Below are 23,843 nucleotides of genomic sequence, written 5' to 3'. Positions count from 1 at the left end.
TCCTAGGTTCGAATCAAGTGGCCGCTGGCCGCAAGTAACTGGCCGTCCAATAATGCACCCTGGTCACCAAGAATCAACCGCCCCTCGGCAAACCAGCGCACAGCCAGCGGGTAAATCCTGTGTTCCTGGGTATGAACCCGCTGCGCAAGTGTCTGCGCGGAGTCGTCAGACTCTACCGGAACCACTGCCTGTACGACCAGAGGCCCGCCATCGAGTTCCTCGGTGACGAAGTGCACGCTGCAGCCATGCTCGCTGTCACCGGCATCCAGCGCGCGCTGGTGCGTGTGCATGCCTTTGTATTTGGGCAGCAGGGACGGGTGGATATTCAGCAGGCGCCCTTCATAGTGGCGCACGAAATCAGCGCTGAGGATGCGCATGAAACCGGCCAGTACCACGAGTTTGGGGTTGAAGGCGTCGATCAGGTCGACCAGGGCGCTGTCGAAGGCCTCGCGGCCTTCGAAAGCCTTGTGATCCAGCGAGCGGGTTTCGATACCCGCGTCCCTGGCGCGTTGCAGGCCGTAGGCGTCGCTGCGGTTGGAGATCACCGCAGCGATGCGCACCGGGCTGTCGCCGGTGCGCGTGCTGTCGATCAGGGCCTGCAAGTTACTGCCGGTGCCGGAGAGCAGCACCACGACATCACAGGTCTGGGACATCAATGCGCCTTGAGGTTCTTCAGTTCAACCTGAGCCGCGCCTTCGGCGGCGGTGGCGATCTGGCCGATGACCCAAGGCTGCTCGCCGGCTTCACGCAGAACGTTCAGCGCGGTTTCAACGTGTTCTTGCGCCACGCAGATGACCATGCCCACGCCGCAGTTCAGCACGCGGTGCATTTCGGTTTCGTTGACGTTGCCTTTCTCTTGCAGCCAGTCGAATACCGCAGGACGCTGCCAGCTGGCCACGTCGACGATCGCCTGGGCGCCTTTTGGCAGTACGCGCGGGATGTTGTCCAGCAGGCCGCCACCGGTGATGTGGGCCATGGCCTTGACGGCGCCGGTGTCCTTGATCAGCTTGAGCAGCGGCTTGACGTAAATGCGGGTCGGGGCCATCAGCAGGTCGGTCAGCGGTTTGCCGTCGAGTTGGATGTTCTCGATGTCGGCGCCGGACACTTCGATGATCTTGCGGATCAGCGAGTAACCGTTGGAGTGCGGGCCGGACGATGGCAGGGCGAGCAGGGCGTCACCGGCAGCCACTTTGGAGCCGTCGATGATCTCGGCTTTTTCCACGACGCCGACGCAGAAGCCGGCCAGGTCGTAGTCTTCGCCTTCGTACATACCTGGCATTTCAGCGGTTTCGCCGCCGACCAGGGAGCAACCCGACAGTTCGCAGCCGGCGCCGATGCCGGTCACCACCTGGGTGGCGGTCTCGACGTTCAGCTTGCCGGTGGCATAGTAGTCGAGGAAGAACAACGGCTCGGCACCGCATACCACCAGGTCGTTGACGCACATGGCCACCAGATCGATGCCAATGCTGTCGTGCTTGTTCAGGTTCAGTGCCAGGCGCAGCTTGGTGCCCACACCGTCGGTGCCGGAAACCAATACAGGCTGCTTGTAGCCTGCCGGGATCTCGCAGAGGGCGCCAAAACCGCCCAGGCCGCCCATGACTTCGGGGCGCGCGGTGCGCTTGGCGACGCTCTTGATGCGTTCGACCAATGCTTCACCGGCGTCGATGTCTACACCGGCGTCCTTGTAGCTCAGGGAGGGTTGCTTGCTCATGATCCAGGCCTTTAGGGGGGATTCAGGGGTAACGACCGAGCGGGCAGGCGCTTTTGGTAAAAGGCCCAGCCGTTGACGGTCTGCGAAGGCGCGCGATTTTATCAGGCTTGAGGGGCAGCGGCCATCCTCGGGCCGACGGGCAGGGCACATAGATTTAAAAAAGCAGGTTAAAAAAATGCTAATCGGGTCTGTTCAGGCACGTATTAAGGTATAGCCTTTAAACCGCTGTCGTTAATGACATGGCGAAAACTTACCGGGACCCCGTGAATGTTTTAGTTGTCGCTGTGGTCACAGCCTGGCTATGCCGATTTCACGCGGTCTGTTCCAGCCGCTAAATTTGTCGTTCGGGAATCTTCCATGCGTCTGTGTAATGTCTTTTTTGTAGGCTGCTTGTCGTTGATCAGCCTGGCGAGTCATGCCGAAACCCTCAATGGCCTTTATCAAGTACTTGAACCGGTCAGCAGCCAGTCCCCGCAAGAGCGCGACCAGGCCACTCAGCGTGCGGTGCAGACCCTGGTCATCCGCCTCACCGGCGATGCCAAGGCCGCCGAAGGCCCGGGCCTGGCGGCGATTCGCAAGGATCCGCAGCAAATCATCACTCAATACGGTTACGACGCCGGCCCGCCCGAGAGCTTGCAAGTGGACTTCGATCCGGTCAGCACTGATCGCGCCTTGCGTGACGCCGGCCTGTCGATCTGGGGCAGCAACCGGCCATCGATCCTCGGCTGGTGGCTGAACGACTCCACCGAAGGCAGCAGCCTGGTCGGCGATGGTCAGGCTGTCGCCCAGGCGTTGCGCCGTGCGGCACAACACCGTGGCTTGCCGTTGCGCCTGCCGCTGGGGGATCTGGATGAGCAGGTCGTCGCCACGGCGCCGAATCTGGAAAGTGCCGACGCCACACCGTTGCGTGCCGCGTCCGAGCGCTACGGTGCCGACGCCTTGCTTGCCGTGCATGCACGCCAGGAAGGCAATCAATGGCAGGCCAAATGGCGACTATGGCTGGGCGACAAGAGCGAGCAGGGCACCGCGCAAGGCGCCGACACTGGCGCGCTGGCCGATGCGGTCATGCTGGCTGTCAGCCAAAAACTGGCGCCGCGCTTTGCGGTCAAGCCCGGTGTGAGTACCGAACAATTGCTGGAAGTGCAGGGCATGAACCTGGAGCGGTACGCGGCGTTGGGGCACCTGCTTGAGCCGTTTGGCGGTCAGCCGCAATGGGTGGATGGCAATCGTATTGTGTACCGGGTCAACGGCAGCGCCGATCAGTTGCGTACCCAGTTGAGCCTGGCCAAATTGCAGGAGGTGCCTGCGGGTGAGGCCCCAACTCAGCAACCGGTCATCGATGGTACGCAACCGGCCGCCGCCCCGGAGCCCCAGGCGCAACTGCGTTTTCGCTGGTAAAAAGTTCTTCCTATATAGATAGAAGCAAGTAATGGAGTGGTTTATGGCGGATACGCGTCGTTGGGTGTGGCTTGGCGGGATCGTCCTGCTGTGCGTTTTTGTGTTCTTGCTGCATTCGATCCTGACGCCGTTCCTGGTTGCGTTGCTGCTCGCCTATCTGTTCGATCCCGTGGTGGATCGCCTGGAAAAAGCCGGTCTGTCGCGGACCTTGGGTGTGGTTGCAGTGTTTGCGTTGTTCACGTTGATCATCACCGCGCTGGTGCTGGTGCTTGTGCCAATGCTGGCCAAGCAACTGTTTCGGCTCTATGAGCTGGCGCCGCAGATGCTCGACTGGCTGCAGCACACAGCGATGCCGTGGGCCCAAACCAAGCTCGGGCTGGCGGACGGTTTCTGGAAGTTCGACAAGGTCAAGGCGGCGATCAGCGAGCACATGGGGCAGACCACCGATATTGTGGGGGTGATCCTCAGTCAGGCGACCGCCTCCAGCCTGGCGCTGATCGGCTGGCTGACCAACCTGGTGCTGATCCCGGTGGTGGCGTTCTACCTGCTGCGCGATTGGGACATCATGATGGCCAAGATCCGCAGCCTGCTACCACGCAGCCGCGAAGAGCGCATCGTAGCCCTGGCCGGCGAGTGCCATGAGGTGCTTGGCGCCTTTGTGCGCGGGCAGTTGCTGGTGATGCTGGCACTGGGGATCATCTACGCGGCAGGCTTGATGGCCATCGGCCTGGAGCTGGGCCTGTTGATCGGCCTGATTGCCGGCCTTGCCGCTATCGTGCCGTATATGGGTTTTGTGATCGGTATCGGCGCGGCGTTGGTGGCCGGGTTGTTCCAGTTTGGCGGCGACCTGTACCCGATGCTGGGGATTGTCGCGGTGTTCATGGTCGGCCAGGCCTTAGAGGGCATGGTGCTCACGCCGTTGCTGGTGGGGGACCGGATTGGCATGCACCCGGTGGCGGTGATCTTTGCGATCCTGGCGGGCGGCGAGCTGTTCGGCTTTACCGGTATCCTGCTGGCCCTGCCGGTGGCGGCGGTGATCATGGTGCTGGTGCGCCACATGCACGATTTGTACAAGGATTCCGACGCCTATACGGGGGTCGAAGACCCCGAGCTGTAACCGCTGCGTCATAAACCCGGCTTCAGCCGGGTTTGTTGTTTATGGGGCTACGGCGTCAAACAATCCGCTTAAAACCGGCAAGTTAACGCAAACCTTTGATTTTGCTTGCGGTCTGCTGCATTGTGCGCCCGGCGTCACGGGTATAAACTTTGCAAACTTTACACAGAGGCCACTAACGGTTCGATGGGAGCCGTTCAGTCAGCATGAAACCGATTCAGCTGCCCTTAGGTGTGCGTCTGCGTGATGACGCTACCTTTATCAATTACTACCCAGGCGCCAATGCCGCTGCACTCGGCTATGTCGAGCGGCTCTGCGAAGCCGACGCCGGGTGGACCGAAAGCCTGATCTATCTGTGGGGCAAGCACGGCGTGGGGCGTACCCATCTGTTGCAGGCTGCGTGCCTGCGTTTCGAACAGATGGGCGAGCCGGCGGTCTACCTGCCCCTGGCCGAGTTGATGGATCGGGGCATCGGGATCTTCGACAACCTTGAGCAATACGAACTGGTGTGCCTGGACGATCTGCAGGCGGTGGCCGGCAAGGCGGATTGGGAAGAGGCGCTGTTCCATCTGTTCAACCGCTTGCGTGACAGCGGCCGGCGCTTGTTGATTGCTGCTTCTACCTCGCCACGCGAGTTGCCGGTGAAGCTGGCCGACCTCAAGTCGCGCCTGACCCTGGCGCTGATCTTCCAGATGCGCCCGCTGTCCGACGAAGACAAATTGCGCGCCCTGCAATTGCGCGCATCCCGTCGCGGCCTGCACCTCACCGATGAAGTCGGGCACTTTATCCTCACCCGTGGCACCCGCAGCATGAGCGCGTTGTTCGATTTGCTCGAACAGCTCGATCAGGCCTCTTTGCAGGCTCAACGAAAATTGACGATCCCTTTTCTCAAAGAAACTTTGGGCTGGTAACTGGTTGAATCTACGGGATTCGGCAATTTACAGGCGCCAGAAATCCTGCGTTTAAGCCACGTTGGCTACGCATTTGAACCGATAAATGGAATTACGGCTTAGATGTCATAGTCCAATCGCGAAGTCACATAGATCACGATTGAATTTGCAAATCGATGTGATAGAAGGCATAGTCTCGACTTCTTTACATACCAGCCACGGTCGTGCCCATGCTAAATCGCTTCGCACCCCTCGTGCCCCTCGCACTCGTTACCCTGTTGTTTGGTTGCGCCTCCCACCCTCAACAGGTGGTTGAGCAGCAAAAAACTCAACAACAGTCCCAGGCAAAATTCGTTGCTGCACAATCTGCTTCTGTTTATGAAGAAACGCTTTATAAAGAAGAGCAAGCAACCGAAAAGGAACTGGCCGATTTTTCCGGCAACAAGCCTTACCAGCTTCCAGTTCTGGCCGACAGCATCCTCGAACGCGGCATGTCCCTGATCGGTACCCGTTACCGTTTCGGCGGTACCTCTGAGGCCGGTTTCGACTGCAGCGGTTTTATCGGCTACCTGTTTCGTGAAGAAGCTGGCATGAACCTGCCACGCTCCACTCGCGAAATGATCAACGTGAAAGCACCGTTGGTCGCGCGCAATAACCTCAAGCCCGGTGATCTGCTTTTCTTCAGTACAGCAGGCCGTGGTCGCGTAAGCCACGCCGGTATCTACCTGGGCGATAACCAGTTTATCCACTCCAGCAGTCGTCGCAGTGGCGGTGTTCGAGTCGACAGCCTGGGCGACAGCTACTGGAGCAAAACCTTCATCGAAGCCAAGCGCGCACTCGCCATGGCCCCGACTACGGTTACCGCCAGTAAGTAAACTTAAAGTGATACTTGAAGTTTGACGTGTAAGCGCTAGAATCCCTGGACATTGTTGTAATCCGTTCGCGCGAGCTTTGCTTGCGCGTTCTGGTTTTCAGCGTTCGGCAGCGATAGCCGCATCCAGACCAGGATTGTTCTGCACATGTCGACCACAGCCCGCCTGCTCCTTATTCTCTGCGCCGCGCTTATCAGCGCCTGCGCCAGCCGGCCGCCGCCTGCTCCCGTTGCGGTCAAGCCCAAGCCGGTATTCAACTATTCCACCCAGAATTTCTCGCCTGCGGCCGAAGACGTGCTCTTTCGTGCGCTGGGTCTGGTCGGCACGCCTTACCGTTGGGGCGGCAACACGCCGGACTCGGGTTTTGATTGCAGCGGCCTGATCGGCTTTGTCTTCCGCGACGCCGCCGGCATCTCCCTGCCGCGCACCACCCGCGAACTGATCGTGATGCGCGCCCAGGATGTCAGTGAGCAGAACCTGCAAACCGGCGATTTGCTGTTCTTCGCCACCGGTGGCGGTTCCCAGGTCAGCCACGCCGGGATCTATGTGGGCGAAGGCCGCTTTGTCCATGCACCGCAAACCGGCGGTACGGTGAAGCTGGATACCTTGTCCAAGGCGTATTGGCAGAATGCTTATCTGAGCGCCAAGCGTGTGTTGCCAGCAAATCTGGCACGTAATCCCTGAGTCAAACACCAAGCTCAATGTGGGAGGGAGCAAGCCACCTCCCACATTGGGTTTGTGTTGCTTCTAGGGGCGTTTATTTAGCCGCCGACACCCGCCAGACCTTATTCCCCACATCATCCGCCACCAGCAGATCACCCTGCTGATCAATCACCACGCCCACGGGCCGGCCCATGGCTTTCTCATCGTTATCGAGGAACCCGGTCAGCACATCCACCGGCTGACCTTTAGGCTGGCCACCCTCGAATGGTACGAAGATCACCTTGTAGCCACTGTGTGGCTTGCGATTCCACGAGCCATGCTGGCCGATGAATGCGCCGTTGCTGAACGGCGCCGGGAGTTTGCTGCCCTCGGCGAACGTCAGGCCCAAAGACGCCGTGTGCGGCCCTACCGCATAGTCCGGCGCAATTGCCTTGGCGACCAGGTCCAGGTTCTGCGGTGTGACGCGCACATCCACATGCTGGCCGTAATAGCTGAAGGGCCAGCCATAGAACCCGCCATCCTTGACCGAGGTGATGTAGTCCGGCACCAGGTCGCTGCCGATCTCATCGCGCTCGTTTACCGCTGTCCATAGCTTGCCGCTCTGGGGTTCCCAGGCCATGCCGTTAGGGTTGCGCAGGCCGGAAGCGAAAATGCGGTGCTGGCCGCTGGCGCGATCCACTTCCCAGATAGCCGCGCGGCCCTGTTCCGCTTCAAGACCGTTCTCACCGACGTTGCTGTTGGAGCCAACGCTCACGTACAACTTGCTGCCGTCCTTGCTGGCGATCACGTTCTTGGTCCAGTGGTGATTCAGGGGGCCGCCCGGCAGGTCGACCACCTTGGTGCCAGGTGCCTTGATCGCGGTTTCGCCCGCTTGATAGGGGAAGCGCAACAGCTTGTCCGAATCGGCCACGTACAGGTCATTGCCGACCAGTGTCATGCCGAAGGGCGAGTTGAGGTTTTCCAGGAACACCGTGCGGGTCTCGGCGACGCCATCGTGATCGGCATCGCGCAACAGAGTGATGCGGTTCGGGCTTGGCACCCCGGCGCCGGCGCGGCCCATGACCTTCTCCATGACCCAGCCGCGAATGCCCGTGGAATCATCCGGTTTGGGCGGCGCATTGGTTTCTGCCACCAGCACATCGCCGTTGGGCAGCACATACAGCCAGCGCGGGTGGTCCAGGCCTTCGGCGAACGCCGCCACTTGGGTGCCGGCCGCTGCGGTCGGCTTCACGCCCTCTGGCCAGCCGATTGCCGGGGCAATGTTCACGGTGGGAATCAGAGTGTTGTTTGGCTCCGGTAGCTTGGGCGATGGCCCGGTGCCGTCGGACACCTGCAGGGTGGAGCTTTCACCGCAGGCCGCGAGGGTGCCGGCGAGCATGATGAGTAGGGCGAGTCTGGTTTTATGCATGGTGTTCTCCTTGATACCTGTAAGGGTAGAGGAGGGCGCTGGTGCGATGGTTCAAGTGCAAGGCCAGCTTTAATTGACGCTCCACCCCCAACCCACTAACCTTCGCGGCTTGTTCCAGGTGCTCTGTGACCCATGGGTCGACCGAGTGAAACAGGGAAGCCGGTGAGCGAGCGCACTTGTACACAGTGCTGCCGCGATTCCGGCGCTGCCCCCGCAACGGTAAATGAGTCAAGACGGTGCCTTTTGCCACTGTATCGCCCGCGATATGGGAAGGCGCGCCGTCGGCGTGTTCGCTCTGTAGATGAGCAAGCGCGCCACTCATGAGCCCGGAGACCGGCCTGGATCATCCAACAGCATCACGGTGGGCGATGCTTGGCTGTCTGTTTTTTCCTGCCTGCCGTTTTTGTCCAGCCCCAACGGAGAGCTGCCATGACCGATACCCCCGACCGCGACGAACGCCACCTGGCGCGCATGCTGCGCAAAAAAGCCGTGATCGACGAGCGCATCGCCAATTCCCCCAATGAGTGCGGCTTGCTGCTGGTGCTGACCGGCAACGGCAAAGGCAAGAGCAGCTCCGCATTCGGCATGCTCGCGCGCGCCATGGGCCACGGCATGCAGTGTGGTGTGGTGCAGTTCATCAAGGGGCGCAACAGCACCGGTGAGGAGTTGTTCTTCCGTCGCTTCCCCGAACAGGTGCGTTTCCACGTGATGGGCGAAGGCTTCACCTGGGAGACCCAGGACCGCCAACGCGATATCGCCGCCGCCGAAGCCGCCTGGGCCGTCTCCCGTGAACTGCTGCAAGACCCCACCATCGGCCTGGTGGTGCTGGATGAGCTGAACATCGCCCTCAAGCATGGCTACCTGGACCTCGATCAGGTTCTCAGCGACCTGCAGGCCCGTCCGCCGATGCAACACGTGGTGGTCACCGGCCGTGGCGCCAAGCCTGAATTGATCGAAATGGGCGACACCGTCACCGAAATGGGCATGCTCAAGCACGCGTTCCAGGCCGGTATCAAGGCACAGAAGGGCGTCGAACTTTGAATCAGCCCCGTCATTGCCCGGCCGTCCTGATCGCCGCACCGGCGTCCGGCCAGGGCAAAACCACCGTCACCGCCGCGCTGGCCCGTTTGCACCGCAACCTGGGGCGCAAGGTGCGCGTGTTCAAATGCGGCCCGGACTTCTTGGACCCGATGATCCACGAGCGCGCCAGCGGTGCGCCGGTGTATCAGTTGGACATGTGGATGGTGGGCGAGCAGGAAAGTCGTCGCCTGCTGTGGGAAGCGGCGGGCGAGGCCGACCTGATCCTGATCGAAGGCGTGATGGGTCTGTTCGATGGCACACCGTCCAGCGCCGACCTGGCGCGGCACTTCGGCGTGCCGGTGCTCGCAGTAATCGACGGCACCGCCATGGCCCAGACCTTTGGCGCCCTGGCCCTAGGCCTGGCGCGCTATCAGCCGGACCTGCCATTCGCCGGGGTGCTGGCCAACCGCGTCGGTACCCTGCGCCATGCGCAACTGCTGGAAGGCAGCCTGACCGAAGGCCTGCGCTGGTATGGCGCACTGTCCCGCGAAACCGGGATCGAACTGCCCAGCCGCCATTTGGGCCTGGTGCAAGCCAGCGAGCTGAACGATCTCGACGTGCGCCTGGACGCCGCCGCCCAGGCATTGGGCAGCAGCTGTGAAGTTGCATTGCCGCCACCGGTGACCTTCGCCGCGCCGGAAGTGATCGCGGCCGAGCCGTTGCTGGCCGGTGTACGCATTGCGGTGGCCCGTGACGAAGCCTTCGCCTTTACCTATGGCGCCAGCCTTGACCTGCTGCGAGCGATGGGGGCCGAACTGACGTTTTTCTCGCCGATCCATGATCGCCAGCTGCCCGAGGCTGACAGCCTCTATTTGCCCGGCGGTTACCCGGAACTTCATCACCAGGCGCTGTCGGAAAACACCCCGATGCTTGAAGCTATTCGTAACCACCATGCCGCCGGCAAGCCCTTGCTCGCTGAGTGCGGCGGCATGCTCTACCTGCTGGATTCGCTCACCGATGTCGACGGCATCCGCGCCGAACTGGTCGGCCTGCTGCAAGGCGATGCGGTGATGCAAAAGAAACTGGCCGCCCTGGCCCTGCAAAGCGTCGAACTGCCGGAAGGCGTGCTGCGCGGGCACACGTATCATCATTCCCTGACCAGCACCGAGTGCCAGCCGATTGCCCGTGGCCTCAGCCCGAACGGCGGGCGCGGTGCCGAAGCGGTCTTCCGACAGGGGCGGATGACCGCCTCTTACGTGCACTTCTATTTCCCGTCGAATCCGACGGCGGTAGCCGCCTTGTTTGCGCCGGACCGAGCTGAAACCCTATCCACTGTGGGAGGGGGCTTGCCCCCAATAGGGCTATGACCGACAACGCTTTCCCCCAGGCCGACCGCGACGCCGTCTACCGCGCCATCGCCGAACGCCGCGACATGCGTCACTTCAGCGGCGGCATGGTCGCCCCCGAATTGCTGCATCGCCTGCTCCAGGCCGCGCACCAGGCCCCCAGCGTCGGCCTGATGCAGCCTTGGCGGTTTATCCGCATCAGCGACCGCGCGTTGCGAAGCCAGATTCAACAGTTGGTGGAAGAAGAGCGCGTGCGCACCGCCGAGGCGTTGGGCGAGCGCTCCGACGCGTTCATGAAGCTCAAGGTCGAAGGTATCCACGACTGCGCCGAAGTGCTGGTGGCGGCGTTGATGGATGATCGCGAGCGCCACATCTTCGGGCGGCGTACCCTGCCGGAGATGGACCTGGCGTCGCTGTCCTGTGCGATCCAGAACCTGTGGCTGGCCGCGCGGGTCGAGGGGCTGGGCATGGGCTGGGTCTCGCTGTTCGAACCCCAGGCCCTGGCCGACCTGCTGGGCCTGCCGCCCGGTGCGAAACCCCTGGCGGTCTTGTGCCTGGGGCCGGTGACGGAATTTTACCCGGCACCGATGTTGCAGCTCGAAGGCTGGACCGAGCCTCGGCCGTTGAGTGACATGTTGTATGAGAATGTGTGGGGAGTGAGTCAATGAGTGTGGCCTTGCTGTGTGTCGCTGCGGTGGCGCTGGATGCGCTGCTGGGCGAGCCCAGGCGCTGGCATCCGCTGGTGGCGTTCGGCAATTTTGCCGGGCGCATCGAGCAGCGTTTCAACAGCGGTGGCCGTGGCTGGCGCAGCCATGGCGTGACCGCGTGGTTTATCGCCGTGGTGCCGTTGACCCTGCTGGCCACCGCGTTGTCGTGGGCGCCGTATATCGGCTGGGTTCTGGAGATCCTCGCGTTGTACTGCGCCCTCGGCATGCGCAGCCTCGGCGAGCATGTGATCCCGGTGGCCCAGGCCCTGCGCAGCGATGACCTCGACGCGGCCCGCACACGGGTGAGCTACCTGGTCAGCCGCCAGACCAGCGAACTGGACCGCACCGAAGTCGCCCGCGCCGCCACCGAATCGGTGCTGGAAAACGGCAGCGATGCGGTGTTTGCCGCGCTGTTCTGGTTTGTCGTCGCCGGTGTGCCAGGCGTAGTGCTCTACCGCCTGAGCAACACCCTCGACGCCATGTGGGGCTATCGCAATGAACGCTTCGAGCGCTTCGGGTGGGCCGCGGCCAAGATCGACGATGTACTCAACTATATTCCTGCACGCCTGGTGGCTTTGACCTACGCCGTGCTGGGCAAAACCCGCCTGGCCCTCAAATGCTGGCGCACCCAGGGGCCGACCTGGGACAGCCCCAATGCCGGGCCGGTGATGGCATCCGGCGCTGGCGCGTTGGGCGTTGAGCTGGGCGGCGCCGCGATTTACCACGGCGAGGTGCACCATCGTCCGCAACTGGGCGAAGGCCCGGCGGCGGATGCCGACTCCATCGACCGTGGCTGGCAACTGGTGCAGCGCGGCGTATGGTTGTGGTTGCTGATTCTATGCGTGGGAGGGCAATTTTATGCTTGAGCACGGTGGCCGGCTGCGCAAGGCAGCGATTCAGTACGGGATTGCCGAGGCCGATTGGCTCGACCTTTCCAGCGGCCTCGCGCCCTGGCCGTGGCCGATCCCCGAGATTCCGCTGCGGGCCTGGGCGCGCTTGCCGGAATCGGACGACGGCCTGGAACAGGCGGCCAGCGAGTATTACGGCGCCGCGCATGTTCTGCCGGTGCCCGGCTCCCAGGCGGCGATTCAATTGCTGCCACGCCTGCGCCGTGCCGGCAAGGTCGGCGTGCTGTCGCCGTGCTACGCCGAGCACGCCGAGGCCTGGCGTCGCGCTGGTTACGTGGTGCGTGAAGTGCAGGAGCAGGAAGTCGACTTCTTCCTCGACGGCCTCGACGTGCTGGTGGTGGTCAATCCCAATAACCCCACCGGACTTAGCCTGACCCCGCAGCGCCTGCTGGACTGGCACACAAGGCTGGCCCAGCGCGGCGGCTGGCTGGTGGTGGACGAAGCGTTCATGGATGTCACCCCGCAGTTGAGCCTGGCGAACCAGGCCCATCAGGTCGGCCTGATTGTGCTGCGTTCGTTCGGCAAGTTTTTCGGCCTGGCCGGGGTGCGCCTGGGCTTTGTGCTGGCCGAACGCAGGCTGCTCAAACTGCTGGCCGAACAGGTCGGGCCGTGGGCCGTCAGCGGGCCGACGCGGGTGCTGGGCCAAGTGTGCCTGCGCGATACCGCCGGCCATGCACGGCAGCGGGCACGCTGCACCGAGGCCGCCCAGCGTTTGTTTGAAATGCTCGAACGCCGTGGCTTTCAACCCCAGGGCGGCTGCGCGTTGTTCCAATGGTTGATCACCCCGCACGCCGAGCGCATGCACGAATTCATGGCGCAACGCGGCATCTTGCTGCGCCTGTTTGTGCACAACAGCAGCGTGCGGTTTGGCCTGCCCGACACCGAGGCCGATTGGCTGCGCCTTGACGAAGCGCTGGCAGCCTACAAGGACGCCTCATGAGTACGCTGATGGTGCAAGGCACCACCTCCGATGCCGGCAAAAGTACCCTGGTGACCGCGTTGTGCCGTTGGCTGGTACGCCAGGGCATTGCCGTGGTGCCGTTCAAACCACAGAACATGGCGCTCAACAGTGCGGTGACGGCCGAGGGCGGCGAGATCGGCCGGGCCCAGGCGGTGCAGGCCCAGGCGGCCAACCTGGCGCCCCATACCGATATGAACCCGGTGCTGCTCAAGCCCAACAGCGACACCGGCTCCCAGGTGATCATCCATGGCCGCGCCGTGACCAGCATGAACGCGGTGGCCTATCACGACTACAAAGCCACCGCGATGCAGGCAGTGCTGGCTTCCCACGCGCGGTTGAGCGAAGCCTACCCGGTGGTGATGGTGGAAGGCGCAGGCTCCCCGGCCGAGATCAACCTGCGCGCCAACGACATCGCCAACATGGGTTTCGCCGAAGCGGTGGATTGCCCGGTGCTGCTGATTGCCGACATCAATCGCGGCGGGGTGTTCGCCCATCTGGTCGGCACCCTGGAATTGCTCTCGCCCAGCGAACAGGCGCGGGTCAAAGGTTTCATCATCAACCGTTTTCGCGGCGACATTGCACTGCTGCAACCCGGCCTGGATTGGTTGCAAGCACGCACCGGCAAACCGGTGGTCGGCGTATTGCCCTACGTGATGGACCTGCACCTGGAAGCCGAGGACGGCATCGACCGGCGCCAAACCGACAAGGCGGCGCAGGTGCTCAAGGTAGTTGTGCCGGTGTTGCCGCGCATCAGCAACCATACGGATTTTGATCCGCTGCGCCTGCACCCCCAAGTGGACTTGCAGTTCATCGGGCCGGGCCAGCCGATTCCGGCCGCCGACCTGATCATCCTGCCCGGCTCGAAAAGCGTGCGCAGCGACCTCGCCTACCTGCGTGCCAATGGCTGGGACACCGCCGTGGCGCGGCACTTGCGCTACGGCGGCAAGGTGCTGGGGATTTGCGGCGGCTTGCAGATGCTCGGTGAGCAGGTGCACGACCCGTTGGGCCTGGAAGGGCCAGCGGGTTCCAGCGACGGCCTGGGGCTGCTGGCATTCAGCACCACCCTGGAAGAAGAGAAGCAACTGCGTAATGTTCGCGGGCGTTTGTTGCTGGAGAATGCCGAGGTCAGCGGGTATGAGATCCATGCGGGCGTGACGTGCGGCGCTGCCCTGTCGAACGCCGCCGTGCTGCTGGATGACGGTCGCAGTGACGGCGCGCAAAGCGCTGACGGGCAGATTCTCGGCACGTATCTGCACGGCTTGTTCGAGACCCCGGCGGCCTGCAGTGCGTTGCTGCGTTGGGCCGGGTTGCAGGATGTGCAGGCGGTGGATTATCACGCCCTGCGCGAGCGCGATATCGAACGGTTGGCGGATTTAGTGGAGAACCATTTGGATACCGATTTGTTGCGCAATCTGTGTGGGGTTTAAGGGTGTACACACGGTTCAAATGTGGGAGGGGGCTTTCGGTGTACATATCCATTCCTGCGGTAACGGCCACTTATGGTGGGTGGGTAGGGGGTGTCTCATGCTTCAACTGATTTTAGGCGGCGCTCGTTCCGGTAAAAGCCGCCTGGCCGAAAAGCTCGCCAGCGACAGCGCTTTGCCCGTCATCTATATCGCCACCAGCCAACCGCTTGACGGCGAGATGAATGCCCGCGTTGCCTTGCATCGCGAGCGTCGTCCTGACCACTGGGGTTTGATCGAAGAACCTGTCGAGCTGGCGCGTGTGCTACGCGAAAATGCTGCGCCCGGTCGTTGCCTGTTGGTGGATTGCCTGACCCTGTGGCTGACCAATCTGCTGATGCTCGAAGACGCGCAGCGCCTGGCGTTTGAGCGCGATCAATTGCTGGAAACCCTGGCCGTGCTGCCGGGTGAAATTATTTTTGTCAGCAACGAGACCGGTCTGGGTGTCGTGCCGCTGGGCGAATTGACTCGCCGCTATGTGGATGAAGCCGGTTGGCTGCATCAAGCCTTGGCCGAGCGGTGTCAGCGTGTTGTCCTGACGGTTGCCGGCCTGCCCCTGACGTTGAAAGGTACTGCGTTATGACTGACACCTGGTGGCTCAACCCTTGTAAGGCCATTGACGCCTCGGCGTACGAACAAGCCCTGGCGCGCCAGCAGCAATTGACCAAACCGGCCGGTTCCCTGGGCCAGCTGGAAGCGCTGGCGGTGCAATTGGCCGGCTTGCAGGGCCAGGTCAAACCGTCGGTGGATCAGCTGTGGATTGCCATCTTTGCCGGTGACCATGGTGTGGTTGCCGAGGGTGTATCGGCGTTTCCCCAGGAAGTGACCGGGCAGATGCTGCATAACTTTGTCACCGGTGGCGCGGCCATCAGCGTATTGGCGCGGCAACTGGATGCGCAGTTGGAAGTGGTCGACCTCGGCACGGTGAGCCCTTCGCTGAGCCTGCCTGGCGTCCGTCACCTGAATCTCGGCGCGGGCACCGCCAATTTCGTCAAGGGCCCGGCAATGACCGGCGCCCAGGGCCGATTGGCATTGCAGGCGGGGCGCGACAGTGTGCTGCGCGCCCGTGAAAGCGGTGCGCAGTTGTTTGTCGGCGGCGAGATGGGCATCGGCAACACCACCGCCGCCAGTGCGCTGGCCTGCGCTTTGCTCGATTGCCAGGTGACCGACCTGACAGGCCCGGGCACCGGGTTGAATGCCCAAGGCGTCAGTCACAAGGTGGCGGTGATCGAGCGCGCGCTGGCCTTGCATGCCGCGCAGCGTGGGGATGCGCTGCAAACCCTGTGCAATCTCGGTGGCTTTGAAATCGCTGCCTTGGTGGGCGCTTATCTGGCCTGCGCCCAGGAAGGCATTGTGGTGCTGGTAGATGGGTTTATCTGCACCGTCGCTGCGCTCGTCGCCACGCGCTTGAACCCGGCGTGCCGCGACTGGCTGCTGTTCGGTCATCGCGGCGCCGAGCCTGGCCATCGCCATGTCTTGCAGAGCCTCGACGCACAGCCGTTGCTGGAACTGGGCCTGCGCCTGGGCGAGGGCAGTGGCGCGGCGTTGGCGGTGCCGTTGCTGCGCCTGGCCTGTGCGCTGCACGGGCAAATGGCGACGTTTGCCGAAGCGGCCGTGGCAGACCGTCCGGCATGACCTTGCACCTGGACCTGCTGCGCCATGGCGAAACCGAACTGGGGGGTGGCCTGCGCGGCAGCCTGGACGATGCATTGACCGCCAAGGGCTGGGAACAGATGCGCTCCGCCGTGGTGGCGCAGGGGCCTTGGGATCGGTTGATCAGCTCGCCGCTGCAACGCTGCGCGCGGTTCGCGGATGAACTGGGCGCGCGGCTGAATGTGCCGGTGAGCCTGGAAAAAGACCTGCAGGAACTGCACTTCGGTGCCTGGGAAGGGCAGAGTGCGGCGGCGCTGATGGAGACCGACGCCGAAGGTTTGGGCCGGTTCTGGGCCGATCCGTATAGCTTCACGCCGCCCCAGGGCGAACCGGTCAGCGAGTTTTCCCAGCGGGTTTTGGGCGCGGTCCTACGCCTGCATAAGGCGTATGCCGGTGAGCGTGTGCTGTTGATCAGCCACGGAGGGGTGATGCGTTTGCTGTTGGCCCAGGCTCGGGGGCTGCCCCGTGAGCAGTTGCTGAATGTCGAAGTCGGTCATGGCGGGTTGTTCAACCTGCAAGTCGCCGCCGATGGCCTGTTGAAGGAAGGAATCTGAGCATGCTGCCGTTCTGGATCGCCGTGCAGTTCCTGAGCAGTTTGCCGATTCGCCTGCCGGGTATGCCGCAACCGCAGGAGCTGGGGCGCTCGTTGCTGTTTTATCCCGTGGTCGGGTTGCTGTTCGGCGTGCTGCTGTGGGGCCTGAACACACTATTGACCGGATCACCGCTGTTGTTGCACGCCGCGCTGCTGCTGACGGCCTGGGTGTTGCTCAGCGGCGGCCTGCACCTCGATGGCCTGGCGGACACTGCCGATGCCTGGCTGGGTGGCTTCGGCGACCGCGAGCGCACCCTCAGCATCATGAAAGACCCGCGTAGCGGGCCGATTGCCGTGGTCACCCTGGGCCTAGTGTTGCTGCTCAAGTTCACCGCGCTGGTGGCCTTGATCGAACAACGCAACGGTGTGGCGTTGATTCTCGCGCCGTTGATCGGGCGGGCGTCGATGCTGGGGTTGTTCCTGACCACGCGTTATGTGCGAGCGGGTGGGTTGGGCCAAGCGCTGTCGGATCATTTACCGCGCATCGTCGGTCAACAGGTGCTGATCCTCAGTGGCCTGGCCTGCATCCTGATCGGCGGTTTCAGCGGGGGGCTCGCCGTGCTGCTCGCGGCTGTGTGTTTCATGGGACTGCGTCAACTGATGGTCAATCGTCTCGGCGGCACCACCGGCGACACCGCTGGCGCGCTGCTGGAGCTGTTGGAAGTCGCTGTTCTGGTCGGTTTGGCGTTGTAACACTTTCTTGCATTTCCTTAATCGCGGGTATATACACGTTCCATGCTTGCCTCCCAATGTTTATGCACCAACCTGCGACGTGCCGCCCGGGGCGTCAGCAGGCATTACGACGGCGCCCTCGACGGCTTCGGGATCAACGTCGCCCAGTATTCCTTGCTGTGCAACTTGCAGCGCCTCGATCAACCGAGCATTTCCAGCCTGGCCGACGCCATGGGCCTGGATCGCAGCACTTTGGGGCGCAACCTGCGGGTGTTGGAAGGTGAGGGCCTGGTGCAGATGGTGGAGGGCGATGACCTGCGCAACCGCCTGGTGCTGTTGACCGCAGCCGGTGAAGAGCGCCTGGCCGCAGCGTTACCCGCCTGGGAGGCGGCGCAACAGAAATTGATCGATCAACTCGGCGCGGAAAAACGCGAAACCCTGTTGGCCTTGCTGGATGAACTCGCATGAACGCGGGTTTGTTCGAACACAAGCGGGTATATACCCGTGAGCGGAGAATAAGAAATGACGTCGATGTGGCGCACCAGCGGTTGGATCCTTTTAGGGAGTGCGCTGATACTGGCGTTGTCCTTGGGCGTGCGGCACGGTTTCGGCCTGTTCCTGGCGCCGATGAGCAGCGAATTCGGCTGGGGCCGTGAGACCTTTGCCTTTGCCATCGCCTTGCAGAACCTGATCTGGGGCCTGGCGCAGCCGTTTACCGGTGCCTTGGCCGACCGTTTCGGCGCCACCAGGGCGGTGTTTGTCGGCGGGGTGTTATACGCCGCAGGCCTGGTGTTGATGGGCATGTCGGATTCGGCGTGGTCGTTGTCCTTGAGTGCCGGCCTGCTGATCGGGATTGGCCTGTCGGGTACATCGTTCTCGGTGATTCTGGGCGTGGTCGGCCGCGCCGTGGCGCCGGAAAAGCGCAGCATGGCCATGGGCATTGCCAGCGCTGCCGGTTCGTTTGGCCAGTTCGCCATGGTGCCGGGTACCTTGGGCTTGATCAGCTGGCTGGGTTGGTCGGCAGCCTTGCTGGTGTTGGGCTTGATGGTGGCGCTGATCCTGCCGCTGGTGAGCATGCTCAAGGACCGCCCGCTGCCGGTGATGGCTGGCCAGCAAACCCTGCGTGAAGCCTTGAAGGAAGCCTGCTCCCACTCCGGGTTCTGGCTGCTGGCCTTCGGCTTTTTCGTCTGTGGCTTTCAGGTGGTGTTTATTGGTGTGCACCTGCCGGCCTACCTGGTGGACCAGCACTTGCCGGCCACGGTCGGCACCACGGTGTTGGCGTTGATCGGGCTGTTCAATATCTTCGGCACCTACACCGCCGGCTGGCTCGGCGGGCGCATGTCCAAGCCGCGCTTGTTGACTGGGTTGTACCTGCTGCGCGCGGTGGTGATCATGCTGTTCCTGTGGGCACCGGTGACCGAAGTCACGGCCTACCTGTTCGGCATGGCAATGGGCTTCCTGTGGTTGTCCACGGTACCGCTGACCAACGGCACGGTCGCCACGTTGTTTGGGGTACGAAACCTGTCCATGCTGGGTGGGATCGTGTTCCTTTTCCACCAGCTCGGCTCGTTCCTTGGCGGTTGGTTGGGCGGGGTAGTCTATGATCGAACCGGTAACTACGATTTGATCTGGCAAGTGGCGATCCTGTTGAGTGTGCTCGCCGCAGCCTTGAATTGGCCGGTGCGTGAGCGGCCGGTGGCGCGATTGCAGGCGCAGATGGAGGCGGCATGAGTGCGACCTGGTATTGGTTCGGCGGGGCAGCAGCGATAGCGCTGTTGCTGGCCCTGGCCTGGTGGGGCTGGCAGCGCGGTGGCCTGGCGTTGATGCAACTGGGTATGTCGATCTGTTAAGTTCGATCCCTGAACTCTTTAAAGGACGTTTCGACATGCAGATGCGCTGGCTTGCTGTACCCGTGCTGATGGCTGCTTTTGGCGGTGTGGCGTTGGCTGCCGATTGCCCGCCGTTGCTGGAGGGCCAATTGCCCAAGCTGCGCGCCAAGGAATCCATCGACCTGTGCCAACGTTTTGCCGGTAAGCCCTTGGTTATCGTCAACACGGCGAGCTTTTGCGGGTTCGCGCCGCAATTCAAAGGCCTCGAAGCACTTTATCAGCGCTACAAGGATGAAGGGTTGGAGGTGATCGGCGTGCCATCCGATGACTTCAAGCAGGAAGCCAAGACCGGCGAAGAAACCGCCAAGGTCTGCTACGTGAATTACGGCGTCACCTTCACCATGACCGAGCCGCAGAAGGTCAAGGGACCGGACGCGGTGCACCTGTTCAAGGTATTGGCGCAGCAGAGCAACGCGCCGAAGTGGAATTTCTACAAGTACGTGGTCGACCGACAGGGCAAGGTGATTGCCGATTTCTCCAGCCTCACCAAGCCGGACAGCCCTGACCTGATCAAGGCTGTGGAGCAGGCGATAGCGTCTAAACCCTGATTATCGGGCACTAAAAAGCCCCGCCTCCCTTGCAGGAGTGCGGGGCTGTTTTACACCCGTCTGGATCAGAAGGTGTAGGTCATGCCCAGGCCGAAACCGTTGGCACTGTTTTCGTATTTGGCGCGGTAACTGGCTGTCGACGGGGCGTCAGCAGTCTGGTTGATCTTGACGTCTTCTTCTTTCAGGTACGAATACGCCAGGTCGACTGTCATGTTATCCATGACTTTGTAGCCCAGGCCCACGCTGAAGATCGTACGGTCGCCAGTCGGGATGCGCGGCGAACGATCGGTGTTGTTGGTCGGGGATTGGTCGAAGGTCAGGCCGGTACGCAGCACGACTTGCTTGGTCAACTGATACGAGGTACCCACGGCGTAGGCCCAGGTATCGTGCCAATTCTGTTCTTCGGTGATGGAACCTAGTTGGGTTGGCGCCAGGAAGCCGCCGGCAGCCGTTACGCCTTCGTTGTTGACGGTGATCTCTTTCAGGCGACTCCAACGCGTCCAGGTTGCACCGCCATAGAGTTTCCAGGCGTCGGTCAGGTCTTGGGTGACGGACAGGTCGTAGGACTCTGGGGTGTCGATTTTCAGCGAGGCGTCGTAACGGTTGTTACGCAGGACCGGCTGAGTGGCCGCTGGGCCGCTGACGGTGGTGTGGCCTTCGAGCTTGTACTTGACCTTCGAGTGGTAGGTCAGGCCCACGCGTGTGGTGTCGGTGGCCTGGACCAATACGCCGACGTTGAAACCCAGGGCTGTATCGTCACCCTTGATTTTTACGTTGGTATCGGAGGCAAGCGGGCTAAGGGTCTTGTCCGACTCGAGCACACCGGAAATCCGGTTGATGGTCGGGCCAAAGCCGATGGAAACCTTGTCGTTAAAGGCATAGCTGACAGTCGGCTGGAAGGTCATGACCTTCACTTCGCTCTTGCTGCCGAAGCCGCGACCCTGGAAGCCGTTTTCATAGTCGGTCACCAGGCCGAACGGTGCGTATACACCGAAGCCGATAGCCCACTGATCGTTGAGTTTGTTGGTGTAGAAACCGAATGGCACTGCGGTGAACGGAACCATATCGCCTTTGTTGGTACCGCGAGAGTTGCCACCGGTATTGCTGATGTCGGTCGACGCATCAATGGCAGCAACACCGCCGGTGATTTGCTGGCCACTCAGGCGGGACATACCGGCCGGGTTACCGTAGACAGTGCTTGCATCATCGGCAGAAGAGGAGCGACCTGCGAAACCCGTACCCATCCCGCTGACGCTCTGTTCGTTCAGTGCGAAACCGCTTGCGAACAGTTGGGAGGATGCCATGGCAACGGCGAGGCTAAGTGTGGTCTTGAGCATTACTTTTTTCATTATTAGAACTCCGGGGTGATCACCGCTGCGGAAAGTATCAATAAAATTAACATCGCGCTATAGGCTGTAATGTAGGAGATAGAGCGGTTTTGTAGGACAATCCGACCAGAATTCTGCTTTTTTGGCGAATCTTGCAAATTGCCCGGTCAGCAGGCCACGTGATTCAAGGGGGAAACACAGGTTTGCCAGGCTTGGGTGAAATCCCGCAGCCTTCCTTGAGGATGAAATATTTCTTTCCAGATACGCGCCATGGCTAAAACATCACCGGGTGGTGGCAGGGCGGGGCTGTGCTGTTCGACCAGGAGCCAAGCGATGGCCGTGGCATAACGCAGGTTTACGGTGAGTTCCAGCTGGGGCGCGCTGAGGAAGGCATGTTGGCTGGCGAGCCCGCGTACCAGGCTGGCGCGCTCGGGGTCGAGCGCCAGGTAGTTATCCCACAAGGCGCGATGGCGAGGTTCGGTGATGCTGTACAGGCCATGGCCGCGTCGATCGTGTAAGGCAGAACCCAATTCCGACTGGCTGGCCGCGATGCCCAGCAGCAGTGACTCAGCCGTTGGGCTCTGCTGGCCGAGGTACGTCAGCGTTGGCCGGATCACATAGCGACACAATTCACTGGCTGCGATACCCATACATGCCTCAATCCGTGAAAGGGGTCGACGAGTCCTGAGATGGGGGCTTGGCAGCAGTGGATCGGATCTCAGGCTCGTCGGAAGCGGATCATGCCGCTTGAGTTGAAGTGTAGTGTCATATTCATGATGTAAAAGACTGTTTTTAAAACATCTTCCTCATCCAGTTATAACGTTTATATCGATTTGAACTTAGTACAAAGGCTCAGGGTACGAATTTCGGGCAATAAAAAACCCTGTGTTTTAAACAGGGTTTTTTGTGTTTCAGCGACTCGGGTCGATCAGGCAACCAGTGCCTGACGGGTACGCTCGATCACGGCCTGCAGCGGTTCAGCGCTGGAGTATTGATCGGGGTACAGGCGTTCGCTGTGACGAGCGATGCCGTGTTCGTTGACCAGGGTGAAGCTGAAGCAGCCTTTGCGAGCGGCCATGATCAGGCAGTTCATTGGAGCAAAAGCGTTGGTGAGGGTGCGAATGGCATCCTGAGTGTGGATAGCGGACATATTATTGGTGTTCCTACAAATGACACGGATAAGAACCGTGCAACGTTAAAACGTTCCAGTAACGTTGATCACCATTGATCAAACGAAGAACCTGACTGGAACAAAGCAGCCAGTTTGAAGCGCTAATAAGTTAGGCGCGCTTGGGCTGGCAGGTAGGTACTTAGGAGGGCAGGCAACACAACAAGGGCAAAGGTTCTGGGCCCGGGGTGAAGATCCTGATCAATTTGCAGGTTGGTTCGGTCAGAGTATGGAAACTTCGCGGCACCCTTTGCTTGTTCAAAGGCAGTGTCGTCGCAAGTGATACCTGGAAACCATCGAGGTGGTCGATCCCGTGTTGTTCAGGGGAGTTGTTCGACCAGAATTGACTTTCAGCTTGGTACTAACGCTGCGGATAGTAACGGATTGAAACAGGTAATGGAAGCGCGTTAATCAAAAACTGCAATCAACCGCCCAGCAGGCCGCGATACACCAGCACCGTGACGGCGGCGGCCAGGGAACAACCCAGCCCATAGGCGGCCAGGGTCAGGCGCAAGGATTGGCCGGTCTCGACCATCTTCATCACATCGCCCATGTCATCGACACGTCCTTCACCCAGCTCGATGCACACGCTCGCGGCGGTGAAAGCGGCCGATAGCAGGATGGCGATGGCAAACAACGCCCCATCCGGGGATGGCAGCGCGACATTGATCCCTAATGAAATGGCGCAGATGGCCAGTAACAACACGGCGAATAATAGAATTCCTTTCATCAGCCCACTCAGCCTTGCGTTGTCCGTCGGGCAGTGTGGCGAGCCTGAAAAGATTTGAAAAGTCCCTGTTTTGCTTCGGCGGTAACATTTTTGAAGGCTGTCGCTTCAAAAAAAGCCGGGGATATAACCATCGGATCGGTACTTGTGCACATTAGTTGCGGCGTGTGTAACCGGGCTGTCAATTGCTGGACAAGGCCGCCATTTGCCTGCAATGGAAATTTAAGTCAATGAAAAATCTGGCTTTTTTTTATTGGTGAAAAAATCGTCAGTTTGACTGCGGGCCCCGTTCCATGGGCGTTTGCGCGAGTTAAAGGCTGGTTGTCCACTGAGTTATCCACAGCTTCTGTGGATTGTCCCGAGCGCTTGCTCTAGAACGGGCGTGCAGGGTTTTTTCAGCTTTACCTGTACGAAAAAAAGAGTAGAGTGGCGCGCCTTCCGTTCTGTCCCACAGTGCTTTATGAAGTTTCGCTCAGTATCACCTTCTGTTACCGACATCCCCCAGACTGTTACCGCGCCTAAGCGTTTTTCTTTGAAGGTCGCCCTGTGGTTGCTCGACAGCCCACGCCTGGGGCACAGCACCAACGTCAAACACTTCGCCGGGCGCTTGCTCAAGCAGCCGGCCCGTGAGGGCGTAGTGGCTGCGCAAAGCCGCCTGGGCCAATTGATGTGCCGTGAGTGCGGCAACGCCCGCGACCGCCGCATCGGCCACGATCTGCTGCGCCTGGCCGCCCGTGCCGGTGACCGCCGTGCCCAACGAGAACTGGGTCAGGTCGAAGACTGAGCTGTCCTCACGCTCTACGCT

27 protein-coding genes and 1 riboswitch are annotated in these 23,843 nt (G+C 61.3%); of the genes, 20 read left to right on the top strand and 7 right to left on the bottom strand.

Annotated features, from left to right (window positions below; genetic code table 11):
• Positions 1 to 2: 2 nt before the first annotated feature.
• Both purN and purM read right to left on the bottom strand, forming a co-directional pair.
• Positions 3 to 653 (bottom strand): phosphoribosylglycinamide formyltransferase, encoded by a 651-nt coding sequence (gene purN, locus HDC32_RS08950; protein WP_065909707.1) that lies wholly within the window; start codon positions 651 to 653, stop codon positions 3 to 5.
• Complete coding sequence (gene purM / locus HDC32_RS08945) at positions 653 to 1,711, bottom strand: phosphoribosylformylglycinamidine cyclo-ligase (RefSeq protein WP_014719398.1); 1,059 nt, start codon at positions 1,709 to 1,711, stop codon at positions 653 to 655. The genes purN and purM overlap by 1 nt, the downstream gene beginning before the upstream one ends.
• Positions 1,712 to 2,068: 357 nt before the next feature.
• On the opposite strand from purM, the gene HDC32_RS08940 reads away from it, so the two are divergent.
• From HDC32_RS08940 to HDC32_RS08920, 5 genes are all read left to right on the top strand, one after another.
• A complete protein-coding gene (locus HDC32_RS08940) occupies positions 2,069 to 3,109 on the top strand; it encodes a DUF2066 domain-containing protein (RefSeq protein ID WP_184743597.1) in 1,041 nt (346 codons plus the stop codon).
• Between the two features lie 43 nt (positions 3,110 to 3,152).
• Positions 3,153 to 4,226 carry an AI-2E family transporter gene (locus tag HDC32_RS08935; RefSeq protein WP_145336987.1) on the top strand — a complete coding sequence of 358 codons (1,074 nt, stop codon included), beginning with the start codon at positions 3,153 to 3,155 and terminating at the stop codon, positions 4,224 to 4,226.
• Between the two features lie 203 nt (positions 4,227 to 4,429).
• Entirely contained in the window at positions 4,430 to 5,134 is a 705-nt protein-coding gene (hda, locus tag HDC32_RS08930; RefSeq protein ID WP_027603798.1) for a DnaA regulatory inactivator Hda, read from the top strand.
• A 209-nt stretch (positions 5,135 to 5,343) separates the two neighbouring features.
• Positions 5,344 to 5,988: a C40 family peptidase gene (locus HDC32_RS08925; RefSeq protein WP_053133099.1), complete on the top strand. Its 645-nt coding sequence runs from the start codon at positions 5,344 to 5,346 to the stop codon at positions 5,986 to 5,988.
• Between the two features lie 144 nt (positions 5,989 to 6,132).
• On the top strand, positions 6,133 to 6,669 hold the full coding sequence (locus tag HDC32_RS08920; RefSeq protein ID WP_131698615.1) for a C40 family peptidase: 537 nt from the start codon (positions 6,133 to 6,135) through the stop codon (positions 6,667 to 6,669).
• Between the two features lie 73 nt (positions 6,670 to 6,742).
• On the opposite strand, the gene HDC32_RS08915 is transcribed toward HDC32_RS08920, so the two are convergent.
• Complete coding sequence (locus HDC32_RS08915) at positions 6,743 to 8,056, bottom strand: sorbosone dehydrogenase family protein (RefSeq protein WP_184743594.1); 1,314 nt, start codon at positions 8,054 to 8,056, stop codon at positions 6,743 to 6,745.
• 99 nt (positions 8,057 to 8,155) lie between these two features.
• Positions 8,156 to 8,413: riboswitch (cobalamin riboswitch) on the top strand.
• 72 nt (positions 8,414 to 8,485) lie between these two features.
• Between HDC32_RS08915 and cobO the strand changes: the two genes are divergently transcribed.
• The 14 genes from cobO to HDC32_RS08850 all read left to right on the top strand — a co-directional run bounded on the left by cobO (position 8,486) and on the right by HDC32_RS08850 (position 19,815).
• Positions 8,486 to 9,097 carry a cob(I)yrinic acid a,c-diamide adenosyltransferase gene (cobO, locus tag HDC32_RS08910; protein ID WP_027603802.1) on the top strand — a complete coding sequence of 204 codons (612 nt, stop codon included), beginning with the start codon at positions 8,486 to 8,488 and terminating at the stop codon, positions 9,095 to 9,097.
• Positions 9,094 to 10,443: a cobyrinate a,c-diamide synthase gene (locus HDC32_RS08905; RefSeq protein WP_145336985.1), complete on the top strand. Its 1,350-nt coding sequence runs from the start codon at positions 9,094 to 9,096 to the stop codon at positions 10,441 to 10,443. Before cobO ends, HDC32_RS08905 begins: the two co-directional genes overlap by 4 nt.
• Positions 10,440 to 11,090: a 5,6-dimethylbenzimidazole synthase gene (bluB, locus tag HDC32_RS08900; RefSeq protein ID WP_131698612.1), complete on the top strand. Its 651-nt coding sequence runs from the start codon at positions 10,440 to 10,442 to the stop codon at positions 11,088 to 11,090. The genes HDC32_RS08905 and bluB overlap by 4 nt, the downstream gene beginning before the upstream one ends.
• Positions 11,087 to 11,995 carry an adenosylcobinamide-phosphate synthase CbiB gene (gene cbiB, locus HDC32_RS08895; RefSeq protein ID WP_131698611.1) on the top strand — a complete coding sequence of 303 codons (909 nt, stop codon included), beginning with the start codon at positions 11,087 to 11,089 and terminating at the stop codon, positions 11,993 to 11,995. The genes bluB and cbiB overlap by 4 nt, the downstream gene beginning before the upstream one ends.
• The gene (cobD, locus tag HDC32_RS08890) at positions 11,988 to 12,977 is read left to right on the top strand and encodes a threonine-phosphate decarboxylase CobD (protein ID WP_131698610.1); all 990 of its coding nucleotides are present in this window, start codon (positions 11,988 to 11,990) and stop codon (positions 12,975 to 12,977) included. Before cbiB ends, cobD begins: the two co-directional genes overlap by 8 nt.
• Entirely contained in the window at positions 12,974 to 14,425 is a 1,452-nt protein-coding gene (locus tag HDC32_RS08885) for a cobyric acid synthase (RefSeq protein WP_184743591.1), read from the top strand. Before cobD ends, HDC32_RS08885 begins: the two co-directional genes overlap by 4 nt.
• A gap of 97 nt (positions 14,426 to 14,522) precedes the next feature.
• Positions 14,523 to 15,044 (top strand): bifunctional adenosylcobinamide kinase/adenosylcobinamide-phosphate guanylyltransferase, encoded by a 522-nt coding sequence (gene cobU, locus HDC32_RS08880; protein WP_131698608.1) that lies wholly within the window; start codon positions 14,523 to 14,525, stop codon positions 15,042 to 15,044.
• Positions 15,041 to 16,096, top strand: a complete 1,056-nt coding sequence (gene cobT / locus HDC32_RS08875) for a nicotinate-nucleotide--dimethylbenzimidazole phosphoribosyltransferase (RefSeq protein WP_184743588.1) — start codon at positions 15,041 to 15,043, stop codon at positions 16,094 to 16,096. Before cobU ends, cobT begins: the two co-directional genes overlap by 4 nt.
• A complete protein-coding gene (cobC, locus tag HDC32_RS08870; protein WP_184743586.1) occupies positions 16,093 to 16,668 on the top strand; it encodes an alpha-ribazole phosphatase family protein in 576 nt (191 codons plus the stop codon). The genes cobT and cobC overlap by 4 nt, the downstream gene beginning before the upstream one ends.
• Positions 16,669 to 16,670: 2 nt before the next feature.
• A complete protein-coding gene (locus HDC32_RS08865; RefSeq protein WP_131698605.1) occupies positions 16,671 to 17,399 on the top strand; it encodes an adenosylcobinamide-GDP ribazoletransferase in 729 nt (242 codons plus the stop codon).
• 42 nt (positions 17,400 to 17,441) lie between these two features.
• Entirely contained in the window at positions 17,442 to 17,846 is a 405-nt protein-coding gene (locus tag HDC32_RS08860) for a MarR family winged helix-turn-helix transcriptional regulator (protein WP_090400092.1), read from the top strand.
• A gap of 63 nt (positions 17,847 to 17,909) precedes the next feature.
• Positions 17,910 to 19,109: an MFS transporter gene (locus tag HDC32_RS08855; RefSeq protein ID WP_184744146.1), complete on the top strand. Its 1,200-nt coding sequence runs from the start codon at positions 17,910 to 17,912 to the stop codon at positions 19,107 to 19,109.
• Positions 19,106 to 19,228, top strand: coding sequence for a hypothetical protein (locus HDC32_RS32050; RefSeq protein ID WP_256663489.1), 123 nt, complete (start codon positions 19,106 to 19,108; stop codon positions 19,226 to 19,228). The genes HDC32_RS08855 and HDC32_RS32050 overlap by 4 nt, the downstream gene beginning before the upstream one ends.
• 35 nt (positions 19,229 to 19,263) lie before the next feature.
• A complete protein-coding gene (locus HDC32_RS08850) occupies positions 19,264 to 19,815 on the top strand; it encodes a glutathione peroxidase (RefSeq protein WP_027603814.1) in 552 nt (183 codons plus the stop codon).
• A 65-nt stretch (positions 19,816 to 19,880) separates the two neighbouring features.
• Here the strand turns inward: HDC32_RS08850 and HDC32_RS08845 are convergent, their stop codons facing one another.
• The 4 genes from HDC32_RS08845 to HDC32_RS08830 form a co-directional block, all read right to left on the bottom strand.
• On the bottom strand, positions 19,881 to 21,164 hold the full coding sequence (locus HDC32_RS08845) for an OmpP1/FadL family transporter (RefSeq protein ID WP_184743583.1): 1,284 nt from the start codon (positions 21,162 to 21,164) through the stop codon (positions 19,881 to 19,883).
• Positions 21,165 to 21,310: 146 nt separating this feature from the next.
• A complete protein-coding gene (locus tag HDC32_RS08840) occupies positions 21,311 to 21,793 on the bottom strand; it encodes a hypothetical protein (RefSeq protein ID WP_065946840.1) in 483 nt (160 codons plus the stop codon).
• 278 nt (positions 21,794 to 22,071) lie between these two features.
• Positions 22,072 to 22,293: a hypothetical protein gene (locus HDC32_RS08835; protein ID WP_010563939.1), complete on the bottom strand. Its 222-nt coding sequence runs from the start codon at positions 22,291 to 22,293 to the stop codon at positions 22,072 to 22,074.
• A gap of 442 nt (positions 22,294 to 22,735) precedes the next feature.
• Positions 22,736 to 23,041: a hypothetical protein gene (locus HDC32_RS08830; RefSeq protein ID WP_131698600.1), complete on the bottom strand. Its 306-nt coding sequence runs from the start codon at positions 23,039 to 23,041 to the stop codon at positions 22,736 to 22,738.
• A 457-nt stretch (positions 23,042 to 23,498) separates the two neighbouring features.
• Here HDC32_RS08830 and HDC32_RS08825 point away from each other — a divergent pair, with 457 nt between their 5' ends.
• Positions 23,499 to 23,822 carry a hypothetical protein gene (locus HDC32_RS08825; RefSeq protein WP_065940585.1) on the top strand — a complete coding sequence of 108 codons (324 nt, stop codon included), beginning with the start codon at positions 23,499 to 23,501 and terminating at the stop codon, positions 23,820 to 23,822.
• Positions 23,823 to 23,843 lie beyond the last annotated feature (21 nt).

This window comes from Pseudomonas sp. JAI120, assembly GCF_014207255.1.
Lineage (GTDB): Bacteria > Pseudomonadota > Gammaproteobacteria > Pseudomonadales > Pseudomonadaceae > Aquipseudomonas.
The sequence above is the reverse complement of the archived record's forward strand: the minus strand, read 5'-3'. Positions and strand labels throughout refer to the sequence as shown.